The sequence below is a fragment of the Thalassobacterium sedimentorum genome (genome assembly GCF_031127905.1).
Taxonomy (GTDB): domain Bacteria; phylum Verrucomicrobiota; class Verrucomicrobiia; order Opitutales; family Coraliomargaritaceae; genus Thalassobacterium; species Thalassobacterium sedimentorum.
Window position 1 is genome coordinate 15,960 of sequence record NZ_JARXIC010000009.1, and the last position, 12,638, is coordinate 28,597.

At 47.5% G+C, this 12,638-nt stretch carries 7 protein-coding genes; 1 reads left to right on the plus strand and 6 read right to left on the minus strand.

Annotation, left to right across the window (positions count from 1 at the left end; translation table 11 throughout):
* Nucleotides 1-12: 12 nt before the first annotated feature.
* The 6 genes from QEH59_RS06970 to QEH59_RS06995 form a co-directional block, all read right to left on the minus strand.
* Complete coding sequence (locus QEH59_RS06970; protein ID WP_308984645.1) at nucleotides 13-2,562, minus strand: hypothetical protein; 2,550 nt, start codon at nucleotides 2,560-2,562, stop codon at nucleotides 13-15.
* Nucleotides 2,563-2,600: 38 nt separating this feature from the next.
* A complete protein-coding gene (locus QEH59_RS06975) occupies nucleotides 2,601-3,437 on the minus strand; it encodes a hypothetical protein (RefSeq protein WP_308984646.1) in 837 nt (278 codons plus the stop codon).
* A 12-nt stretch (nucleotides 3,438-3,449) separates the two neighbouring features.
* Nucleotides 3,450-6,968, minus strand: coding sequence for a hypothetical protein (locus QEH59_RS06980; RefSeq protein WP_308984647.1), 3,519 nt, complete (start codon nucleotides 6,966-6,968; stop codon nucleotides 3,450-3,452).
* A gap of 21 nt (nucleotides 6,969-6,989) precedes the next feature.
* The gene (locus tag QEH59_RS06985; protein WP_308984648.1) at nucleotides 6,990-8,123 is read right to left on the minus strand and encodes a Gfo/Idh/MocA family protein; all 1,134 of its coding nucleotides are present in this window, start codon (nucleotides 8,121-8,123) and stop codon (nucleotides 6,990-6,992) included.
* An 18-nt stretch (nucleotides 8,124-8,141) separates the two neighbouring features.
* Entirely contained in the window at nucleotides 8,142-9,569 is a 1,428-nt protein-coding gene (locus QEH59_RS06990) for an MFS transporter (RefSeq protein WP_308984649.1), read from the minus strand.
* A 205-nt stretch (nucleotides 9,570-9,774) separates the two neighbouring features.
* The gene (locus QEH59_RS06995) at nucleotides 9,775-10,827 is read right to left on the minus strand and encodes a LacI family DNA-binding transcriptional regulator (RefSeq protein WP_308984650.1); all 1,053 of its coding nucleotides are present in this window, start codon (nucleotides 10,825-10,827) and stop codon (nucleotides 9,775-9,777) included.
* A gap of 101 nt (nucleotides 10,828-10,928) precedes the next feature.
* On the opposite strand from QEH59_RS06995, the gene QEH59_RS07000 reads away from it, so the two are divergent.
* Nucleotides 10,929-12,632: an arylsulfatase gene (locus QEH59_RS07000; protein WP_308984651.1), complete on the plus strand. Its 1,704-nt coding sequence runs from the start codon at nucleotides 10,929-10,931 to the stop codon at nucleotides 12,630-12,632.
* The last annotated feature ends 6 nt before the right edge of the window (nucleotides 12,633-12,638 follow it).

Here is a 12,638-nt window from a genome sequence, read left to right on the forward strand (position 1 = left end):
TAAGCTTAAGTTCTACTTAACATCTGTCTCGAAAAAGGTATTTCCGCGAAGAAGTTGGCCGACTGCTGGTTTGATCGGAGTGACTAGATTTTGACGACCAAGGAATGCTTTCAATTGATCGCCCTCGACGTGAACTTGTGCTGTCGGAGCCTCCGCTTCATCTGTAGATAAATTCACGGCGAAAGCAAAGACAGCTGACTCGATCTCTGTAAGATCAAAATCGCGCGTCTCGCCATCGTAAAATTCAAAATCGATTAGCAAGCTATTATTACTTTCCTCAACTATCAAACTCGTTTTTGTTTCGCCAAATATTGAAAGGAGCTTCTTGATGCTCACTTCCAAATCCCCCAGAGAGAATTGGACAGAATCATCTCCACGGGTCAAGGATTCGACAACACGGCGAAGATTATCCGAGTCACTTCGCATTGCTGAGACTTTGAATTGCAAGGAAAGTCGTTCCGCGGAGAATTTCCCCTCGTCCAAGCGATCAACATGTATGTGCTTATCGCCTCCGTTTGTCGCAAAAGTAATAACGCCCAAAGCGGAGCCTTTGTCATGCAACGAAAAGAACTGTGCCGCATGAAAAACCCGGCCATCCTTCATGCAATGCACTGTAAGTGAAAGGGGATCTTCAGAACTACCAAAATGGGCGATAATAGGACGACGCTGGTGCCCAAGCACTGAACGGTTCGCGGTTCCCAGCGCGAACAGAGGATGTAGATACGTAGAGGCACGAATTTCGTATTCATCTAGCGGCAGTTGCGACTCGATCCCCTCTGGCACTGGTTTATCCTGCAAGCCGGCAATGATCGGGTATTTGGTTTTAAGAAGGACTCGAGATACCTCACGCGGGGCATCTAATTCCTTAAAGGCAGCTCGGTAAGGCTCTGGACAACTATGATTACGGCGTATGAACTTGATCTCATGAACATTGTATTCATTCGGATAGGGGCTGGGCTCATCCTGAATTCCAGTAGCGATCCGAATGACCTCACGTCGGCGCTCATTCAGGAAATTACTCGAACGGCTATGCGGGCCACTCAATTGATTGGTTGGCGCATGGTAAAAGCTCGATAATTCACTCCAGGCATAGTCATAGAGATCTCCAGCAAGCGCCACGGCTTCTTGGTTCTCTATATTACAGATGAGACGCCTTAATGCATCCAAAGTCACAATACTATAATTCGGCGTATTGTATTCGCCAAAGCCTCCGTGCACTTGCTGATATTGATGCAATGCGCGAAGCTTCTCCAAGCCTTTATTGAAGAGTTCCTCATCATTTGCCAATTCCCCTGAAGCCAAGAGAAAATACGAGCTCATCGTAGCGACATTTGTATATGACGCGGTCACGTCCCGATGCATCACAAGACGTGCGGCACGCTCAATCGCCTGATCGATCCGAACCAAAAGATCCGGCTCAATGAGCGAACTATGCTCATGCCGAATATCGAGCAGTGTAATCCCGATAAAATCTGCCCAATTATAATCCGGATAAGGCATTTCGATAAGAGGCTCCTCCGTAAAATAAGGCCAAAGCCCACAAGTCGGGCTTGCGGGATCTACGTCCTGATAATCTAACACCGCATCAAGAACTAGATACGCTCGCTGAATATGTTCCGGTTGTAGCGAATCAAGTAATGCAAGCGCATACTCCGCACTCCACATCGTAAGATGCACAGGCTCCCCCAAAGGCATATTCGTCGCAGGGCCGTTCCAGCGATTCGCACCGATGAGCAAATGCATGTTAGGATCATATTCCCATGGATGATTTGCGATCGCAGCATCCAGCCGTTCGCGCATCTGAGGCGTCACATTAATACAACACATACCTGGCCCGCCATCTGAACAATTCCCCTGCGGTAAAGTTGTCTTAAAATTTTCACCATTGCGATCCGGAACAATACTCAAAGACAATCCAGCCAAAGTCGCGCGACTGCGCCTACTAGGTCTCAGTTCAATCGTCTTAGTCTCTGAATTTGCAGTCCACAGCGCTGTCCAGTAATAGCCTTTCGCAGGCTCGGTGGACATAATTGGACGACTTCGATTTTCTGGGTATTTCCCATCACACAGATAAAATGACGTGTTCGGGCCTGAATCCCAAAAAAATCCTTGAAGTTGGTATGTCATCCCGGGCTTTAAACCGCTCATTTCAAGTCGTAATCCATTTTTATAATATTCAGACTTATAGCCAGTACTCATCATAGACAGGAGATCTGTCCTATCTGAAAAGTAGCTGGCGACCGTTTCCGAATCATTATAAGTGACTGCACCGCCCATATCGATGAGCCGTATTTCCACCCCTGATCCCGATGCAATATTTGTAAAGCTCAACTGCTCAAACGGCACTCCTTCGATCACGGGAAGCGGTAAGCCACCTCGAATATTTGCTGCCAGTACATGCTCGCCGTTATCCAAAATAACTTTCTCCTCCTCGGCACCATCAATAACAACTTTTCCACTAAAAGCCACAGGGCCCGCCTCCGCAATAAAAGGCAGTAAGCAAGCTACCAACAGTAAGATACGACAAATAGAAATCATCGAATTTGTTCGTTTTTGTTTCATAGTATTGTAATATAAATTCATTAATTTAAAAATTCGTTTCAATCCACACCGTCCGCCATTTCGTCCGGCGCTTCCAGAATTAACAACTGTTCCTGCTTCTCACCAATGTCCTCAAACCTAGGCAGGACATTGATTTTCGGAACATTCACCCCATCGATCTCCATTTCGCCCACTCGTCTAGCGAAGAAAACTGCTCGTCGTCCTTCACGCAGGCGGAAGCGTGATGAATAAATAACCCGTGTTTCCGGATTACGTACAGCGATCGCAATTGAAGCCTGAGTACCTCCAATCTCAGTAGGCCAGACTGCCTGCTGCCGAGAAGCAATCGTCTTCGCTTCCGAGCCCACTCGAACAACTAACTCGGTATCAGTCATATTATAGAAATGCACATTCGGTTCATCAAACTCGGCCAGTGAGTCATCCATAACGATGACACGATAAAGCGGCTTATTCGACTGCGGATTTGGCACAAACACAAGTAGTAGCTTGCCTCCAGCTTTTGGCAGTGGCACCTGTGCCACTGGGATGATATCGACTGGTTTATCGCCGGTTTGCTGCTGTGACACAACCTGCTCCCGTCGTTCGCGAGTTAGCATCAAACCTTCGGAGTCCAGCAGCGCCGTAGTATCTTGGTACAAGGTCATCAAAGGAGGACCGCTATAGCGTATCTGTTCAGAAAAAGATGACCAGGGCACCTGGATCACCTCATTCACTAATGGGGAGACTAGATCGGCCTCCATCCCCCATCCAAAGGTTCTAAAACTAAGCTGAACGTAATCTTCTTCCTCAATTTGAGCCGTTGCAATGGAAAGGACAAAGGCCAAGGCCAAAATAGTCAAACTACGCATATTCAATTTCAGATTGAGCAACATCATACACAAAAGAGATTAAGGCTGAACCCAACGAAAGGAGATAATTTCGTATTTACGCCCAAAACGCTCATTAATCGGATCGAGACTGTTTCTTTGATACTCGCCATTTACGGAATTAAAACTGAGAAGCCGATCCTCGGGATTGTCGGAATCGTCCACGTATTGAGGCTTTCGCTGTACCACTGCTTCGCAAATGACCTCCGAGTCGACCTCATTAGTTGTGGGATCAATAGCACTTCCATATCCACGAATAGTAAATGTGTCAGAGCGAGGCGAGATAAAGGGAGCAATCTGCTGAAGTATGTCTCCCTGAGTGAGCCAACCTGCGATCCCTTCATAAAAAGAACCTTCGCTTACATCTTCAATAAAGTCACTGCCTGGTCGAATACTAGTCGGAACATCACTCAAACTAAAACTGCCACTAGTACTTTCCAAAACCGTATTTATACCAGCTTTGTCGATCGCAACTTCCAATGCACTTCGCAGGCCAGCTTCTACGTTACCTCCGACTAAGCGGCGATTCACGAAATCACTAAGAGACAAGAAGGGCCCCCGCTCTTTGACTTGTTCAACAATTGTTTCCGCCAGACGGTCAATTTCCCCGCTGCTCAGCTCGCGATATCCTTTCCATTCGTCACTGGCTCCAGCGATCGGCTGCGCCATACGTGAAAACGGAAAAGTTAAGCTACCGCTATGACTACCAGTGACAGGATTGAAGCTCAACCCATTCGCCCCTGAAAGAATCGCCTTCCATGCCTCAACTGACGTACTGTTGATATTAAAAGCGCCGTTCACAAAAAAATTCTGAGCTGCGAACCGAGGATGATTCAGGCCTGTTCCTGTAGCTTCTGAGCTGTAACGATAACGACTATTATACAACGGACCTTCAGATGTAACGAGGTCAGCGGCAACCAACTCTCGAGTATGACCGGAAAAGTAATATGCATCCCAGACCGATTGATTAAGAAGAAAGCTCTGGTCGAGCGGCAGCAGCTCGCCTCCCCTTGTGTCTGAAAAAGAACTGGCGCTAGGATACAGACTTCCAGTATCTGCTACCCGCGGATTAGCAATCCCATTACTAATACCATAACTATGGCTAGAACTGTATTCAGCAACTGGAAGATGCTGTAAAGCTCCAAGCGACAATACGCCAACAGATCGCTGTGGGACATCAAAATAAGAAAGCGATGACTGACCGGTAACATCGATCCCCGACCCGAAAAATGCGCCTTCTCCCGAGAATGTAAGGGAGATCTCCGGAACATGCATATCAATAGAACCTGCCAAGTCATAATGGCGATAGCTACCGATTGCCCCAAATGAAGAATTACCTCCAGTTGCTGGATCGATGGAACTAGGACCACTGAAAGGAGCACGAAAGTTTTGACCGACATTCCATCGATTTCGAATAAAGAATCCAGCGTTTGAACTCTGCATGACGTTATCAACATATTCAAACCCACTTCCCAAAACGACATCGACCGAAAATGCATTAGGAAACATGTAGCTCACATCATCAATACCAGTACCACCGATCGTAAAGATATCATGCCGCTGTATTGAACTCGGCCCATCGTAACGGTTTTGGTTCGGATTTGATGCGATGATGTCGTAACTAAGCGAGACGTAATCGTCTTGGTCATACAGATCTGAAGGGTCACTATTCAACCTCAGCCCCACTGCGACCCTGAAGGGGTTTCTTTTAGCTGAATCATTTTTCCCGAGATCCATATTTATTTGAAAGCTTCCGGCTTCGAAATAATCGTAAGCGTCACTCGGGTCGTTGCCTGAAGCTAGATAAGGCTTTGCAGAAGCCTCGTCCACAACTTGAGTCCATGTCGAGCTCGCACGCAGCCCAGTATCAAATTTGGCTGCCTTAGGATCAATCGGAAACGCTCCAAGCTCCAACTCATTGCGTCCATCGTAAGCTTCTTCGTCATTGTGAATCCCAAAAGCGAGCACCTGCCCAGGTGCCATTTCGACCGAAGGTAAGCGGAAGGAGTATCCAGTATAGCCTTCATTCGAATCTAAAGGGTCTACTAGCCGAGTCAGCCCAGGCAATTCCATCAGGTCACCTCCGCCAACCTGTTGATCCAGCGAGACTCCCATATCGTTAATAATCGGATTCGGCCCCAACAACTCATCGAGAACACCTGCAATACTACCCGAGGACTTCAAGCCCTTACGCCACAGGCTTCCGAGGAAAAAACCTTCATCTTTAATTAACAGATCTACATATGCGTTCGAGGGTATCTGCACGGGCACGCTATAGGGGTTCCAAAGAACCACTATTGGAGCAGGAAAAAGTAGAAAACGATCCCCTCCTGAGTTACGTTCAAAAAGCGGCTGTAGGTTCAGTACATATCGAGTAATAACTGGGAAGATGCCAGATCCATCGGCCGAATGCCCACGAAGTTCAACCGAGTCAGAAATACGGTCACCCAATTGATAGTAATCAATAAGCTGCTCCCAAGTCGGCGCATTCGGAGTCGGATGTGAGCTAGAACCCGTCGGATACTCCGCCAAAGCATGGCGACCATCTCCCCTCGAATACGAGGCAATTTCATAAATTGACGGATCAAAATTGGTGGAATCTGCCTCGCGCAGTAAGACGCTTAAATCCGTCTTGAAGCCACCTCGTAAGGTATCAGTCAATAAACCATGGCTCTCCATCGTCATATCATGTGCTAGTAAATCAAGCGCGTTTTGAATATCCTCCGATGATCCTGAGAGCTCATCGACCAGGCTCAACTCATTGATATGTCGCAAACACTCAATATCCGGACCAACATTTCCGAAATTATTGAAAATATCTCCTGCCGTGCCCATCGCTTCGATCGCGTTTCTTTGACTGACCATGAAGCTGGCACGCTGGCGAGCTTCGGTCGCTCCTGAATCCCGCGCCGGATCATAGAGCGAAGCATCCGCCTTAATACCCTCATCGCTCAACCACCACGCAGTCCGCCCCGTCAAACCGTTGCGGCCCTCAATCTCAAGGCTCTCCACTATAACCTCATGACTCTGAGCAATTCCAGTAAAATTAGCTCCAAAAATAGTAACCGCGTTATCCCCCGAAATGCCTGTTCTAGGGTCAGGGTTTTCACCAGAGACCAGCCACCCCAGGAATCGCTGATCGGCACGATTTGAATAATCGTAATACGCATCTGTGGACGCAGGTAAGGAATTCAAAAAATTCACGTCAACCGATGCATCCCACACCCCGATCCAATTAGGATGCTCAATGCCTTCGACTAAAGCTGTAGACGCATCACTATCGTCAAGCGCGGCACGAGCTGTAACTCTCTGATCGACACCGCTGAGCGATTGTAATTCGCCCAAGGCAACGTACAGTCCTAGCAATGCATTCTGCCGAGCTCGGAGCAACTGTTGATCTGACGAGCTCAGTCTAGTCTCCACCTGCACTTGAACCGATAAAGTCAAGAGCAAGATCAAAACGAAGGACATGAGTAATAACGAGATAACCAATGCAAACCCCTGTTTCCCGAGTGTCTCCTCATCGTATTTAGCTAACATTGTTTTTTTTAAAATCATTTCCTATGTAGTCACCTGACAGAGTTCGTCACAAGTCATGCGATCATCGATAATCTCCTCTAAGCCTCGATCCTTTAGTATTTGATCTACGCGCACAGGTATTCCCCCGTTCAATGAACGCTCCATCGCTTCTAAAATCGCCACGACGTAAAGCCCGTTGACTAGACTTGGCTCAGGTGGCGAATCGGAATCCAAGCTGTAGGCGAAGTGCTCCAGGTAATTTTGAAACTCACCTGCATGATATTTTGAGCCGCCCCAGCGAAAATAATATCCTGAACTATCAACATGAGTTTCGCAGGTAGGCTCCTGCCCATCAAAAGCAGTAAAATAATCAAACCGAGGAAATGTAGCCGTGCTGATACCGTCATTGCCACGCAGCATACATTCGGTCGTTGGCGAAGCTTTTGGATGCGCAAGTGGAGTGCCATACATCCCTGTAACTCGACCCAATACCCCAGCCTTACTTTTAAGCACAAAATGAAAACAATCTGGAACTTTAGATCCAAGACGTGCTCCAGCCTGACTGAGCAATCCATAACCGTAGACCTCTTCAATCTCCCCCAGATACCAATAAACCAAGTCAACAGGATGCCCCAGGCCAGAATAGAGCCAATTAACTTCTCCGTTTTTTCCACGCGCTCCTGCTGACCCCTTTCGCTTGTCACCGTTATAATGCGCTTCGCAGGAAACAAGCTGCCCGTTCGCACCGCGCTCGAAGTCTCGTCGTTGCCGCTGTAAGGTATGGAAAAATCGAGTACTGTTCCCAACCAACAGTTGCTTACCGCTTCCACGTTGAGCGGCCAAAAGCTCGCAACCTCGTTCGAGATTATCAACAAGTGGCTTGGTGCAAACCACATGTTTTCCAGCCGAAAAAGCCATCAGGATATGTTCGGTATGCATCGGATCGGGTGTAAATATACCGATCACATCGATATCCTCACGCTGTAACATCTCAGCATACGATGTCGTATACTCTGCGATGCTGAACTCTTGCTGACGTTGCCGACAAAGCTCCGCATCCAAATCACAAATACAGGCAACTTCCCAACGATCACTCAAAAGCGCCGCAGACAAAATACTCCTGCCTTCTCCCAAACCAAGCACACCAATCCGGTAACATTGTGTCTTTTTATTCATATCCTTTATGATGTCTTCTCAATCGCGATTTTTAGCGCTATCGCGCGCCGCTCCTCGTCGAGCCTCGAGGTCCGCTCGAATCGCAAGCATTCGTTCCTTTGTAAGAGGATATTGCATCAATAACAACATGGCTACTCCGTAGCCAACAATTGGAAAGCCAACATAGATCCATTTCATCGTAATCAACGTCATTGGCGACTGTATCAATAAATCCGCATCAAAGCCAGACGCGCTGAGAGCGAAGCCTCCTAACAAGGCTCCCAATGTGCCAGCTGCCTTAGATAAGAAAGCATTTACTGCCGCGAGCGAGCCCTCTCGCCTAAAACCATTCACATGCTCGTCAGCATCGGCAACATCGGCCATAATCGATCCAAGCAGCAGCCAGAAAGTACCGACTCCGACTGCATTCAACGCTACAGGTATTAGCGTCAACCAAGGCCAAGCCGGTGAAATCAGAAAAATAGCAAGCAACCACCCAACAAGCGCTGAACCAACACCAAATATCGCGACTCGTTTTTTATCCGACTCAACAAAAAAACGACTAATTGCCAGAACCGTAATCAAGCCCAAGATAGAGCCCAAGCTACCGATCCAACCAAAAAAAGCCGCTCCTTGCAATTTATCACCACCGAAAAGGTAATAGACACCCAAATGAGTTCCGAAAAGCATATAGACCGTCCCCGCAAAAACACAACTTAAGGTAAAGCTACAAACCAATAGATAAGTCTTATTAGAGAACGAGAGTTTAAGCGATTCAATGAATGTCTGCCGTCCTTCCTCCTTTGCGATCCTCTGATAACGCTCTTTGCAAAAGATTGCCGGCATAATCCCACAGAGAATAAAGCCGAAACCGAAGAAAATCCCGACCACTCGAAGCCCCTGCGCTTCATTCTCCCAAATGTCCATTTGAGTGAGTGAGAACATCCAAGGTAACACAAACAATGTAACCTTAATCATGACCGAAAACCAAGTCATGAGACGAGTCCGCTCAGCATAGTCGGGCGTAAGCTCCCATGCTAACGCATCGGTAGGCACTGTTACCATGGTGAATCCCGTATAGAAAAGAAGACTAAAGCCGATGAAATATATTGTCTTTGCTGTCTCGGACCAATCTGGGCGCGCCTGCCACAGCAGCATAAACATAAGTCCTCCCATAATGGCTCCAACAAAAATCCAAGGTCGACGACGCCCCCACCGACTGCGCGTATTATCTGAAAGCCATCCAACCAAAGGATCGGTTACCCCATCATACAAACGCATCAATGCAAAAACGAGTCCAATAACCGCAGGGTCCAAACCTAAGATAATACCGTAAGCAGGAAATGCGAACATATTCATCCCATTATTCCCCAACTGTTGGGCAAAAGCACGCAAACCAAAGGATAACTTTTCAATAATGGGGATCCGATCCACATCCGCGGTGGAATTTTTACTCAACAATGACATAATATTGGGGGAGGGCAAAGTAACGGCAGAGCATAACTCAAACTCTACTCTCCCCCCAAAGAAAGGACACAGAAAAACCTGTCAATGAAAAACTAACAGCAATTAATTGTTAATTATTGAAAATTAACACACACACAGATGAGCCAAATGATCCATAGAGCACAAATCTGCCCTACGGTACCGCCACCACAGACCACTAAGCAAGCTATCTGGAATTCAAGCTCGGCATTATTAATGTGCGACTTCGCGCCAGGTCATCACGATTCTCACAACGCCAAAGTAATTGAGCAACACTCATCCTGCCAACTGACTCGAAGTGCACGTCGATCGAAGTAAATTCGATTGGCAAACTCTCTCGAATACGTCGCAAATTATTACAGCTCACAATCTCCAACTCACGCCCCGGAATAATCCCCAATTCCGATAGGCGAAAATAGACAGACCGTAAAGTTTCATCGCTATCAACAAATAAAGCCGTCGGCGGATTCGAACAATCAATAAAGCTCTCCTGAATCCAATTACCTATAACTGAATAGTTCTCATTCCGCCCCGATGAGATTTCGTCATTCAAGGTTTTAGTCAGCGTCCAACGCACATCTGGACGTTCGGACATTTCGTGGCGAAAACCCTCCTCTCGAAAATAATTTACTCGATCGTTAGGACTAAACATTAACATCGCAATATTGACATGACCATTCTCTAACAAGTGCCGAGCCGCCATAGCACCAACCTCACGATGATCAGGACGCACTTCATCACACCACAAAGATGACTCGCGAGCCGTCATCATACGACAACAAGTATATTTGCGCAACTCATCCTGCACAGCCACAGAGGGCTCTCCACCGAGCCAAAGGACGCCGACCACATCCCTCCCCCCAGAACTCAAAGCAGGTAGACCTTCCGCCTTAGTGCTCAAAATATCATAAGAGACCCGAATCCCCGCATCTGCTGCAGCGCGAGAGACTCCTTCTTTAATTGGCAATAATGTATAATTCTGCTCCAGAACCTCAATGTCGGGATCAATAAAATGCAAAAACTTAATAACCCCCTCCGCACCAGCAGAACGAAGCCGTGGTCCCGGACGCCCACGAGACAAGCTAAATTCCAAATCCTTAGCAGCATCCAGCACACGAGCACGAGTGTCACCGTGCACCTTACCTTGACCATTCAAAACCCTGGAAACTGTTGTCACTGAAACTCCTGCCCTTTCAGCAACGTCGACAATCGATTTAGTTTTTCTTTTTTTATTAGACATCACCAACAGAAATATGCACATTTTCATTAATTTTCAAGAATTTCCTACAATAAAATAATAACTAGGCTTAGAGCGAGCACCCAAAACAACTAGCTCCGAATATGCACACACACACACGTTCACGTCCGAATGTCATACTATTTATTGCAGACGATTTAGCCTGGGGAGACCTTTGTTGCCACGACAATCCTTACGTACACACTCCGAATCTGGATCGACTACATGCTCAAAGCGCACGCCTAGAGCATTATTGCAGTGGCCCCCTGTGTTCACCAGCACGAGCCAGCCTATTGACAGGCCGTTATCACTTGCGAACACGCGTGATCGACACTTACTGCGGACGCTCAAACATTGATCCAAATGAACGCACGATAGCGCACGCACTCTCTAAATCCGGTTACCAATGTGGTGCTTTCGGGAAATGGCATCTGGGAGACTGTTACCCCTCACGAGCCATAGACATGGGCTTCGATACTACAGTTATGCACAACGCAGGTGGCATAGGCCAACCCGGAGATCACCCGCTCAATAATGCACGCTGGCAGAAAGACTCCTATTTCGATCCAATCCTCTACAGTAATGGTGAACCGAAGCCCTATCGCGGGTATTGCGCAGATATTTTCATTGATGAAGCAATTCGATTCATTGATAAAAATAAGGATCAACCCTTCTTTACCTACATCGCCACCAATACCCCGCACACACCTCTGATCGTAGCCAATGAATGGTCGGAGAAATATCTCAAAATGGATATCGACCCCAAGCATGCCAAAATCTACGGCATGATAGAAAACATTGACTACAATATCGGTCGGCTCATGGCTCATCTTGAAAGGCACGGCCTTACCGAAAACAGTATCTTAATCTTCACAAGCGATCACGGACCTTGCTCCAGTGCTGACGGCGCCGACAATCGAATACGTTGGAATGCAGGGCTCCGCGACCGCAAAGGCAGCCTCTATCAAGGCGGTGTCAAAGTACCCAACTTCATCCGCTATCCCGCCGGATTAATAAAGCAGCAGGCAGTCACACGAATAACTAGCCCCGTGGACATCCTCCCAACTGTAATGGATTTCTGCAATATCGCAGAATCCACAAACTGTCCCAGCATTGACGGAGTCTCTCTTCGAGGAGTTCTCACAGACGATTCCGAAACTCCACCCCCGCCCGCAGATCGCAAAGTTTACATGCAATGGCACCGAGGCGACGTGCCCATCCCACATCGTAACGCGGCTGTCATCGGCGACCGCTTCAAATACTACACACCCAACGAAAACTCGTCGGGAGAACTCTACGATCTCAAAAACGACCCGTGCGAGACACACGACATCGCCAACGAATTCCCAGAACAAGCCAAATCCATGCGAAAGGATTACCTAAAGTGGCTCTTTGATGTCGCCGGAACTCGAGGAGTCGGCACTTTTGACAGCCAAGCCATCCACATTGGCAGCAGCGTCGAACGCAGCACCCTACTCACAACGAATGATTGGCGACTAGTCACAGGAGAAGACTGGGACCGAACCGACTTACGCGGCTACTGGCAGGTAAAGAACCTCAAGGAACAGCAATACAACATCCGTGTTCGCTTTAAGCAAAAGCCCGACAGAGGACTCGTTTTTTTGTCAATCAACGATACCATTTTGACTGCCGACAAAATCGAACCTGACGGCTGGATTCAATTTGATAAACAAGTTATCCACGAAGGTTACATTCGTATAGAAAGTTGGATAGAGAAGCACAGCAATGACTCGGAATCATACCTCCAGCGCTTCCAATGTGCCTGCTACATTGAACTATCATCATAATGTAAG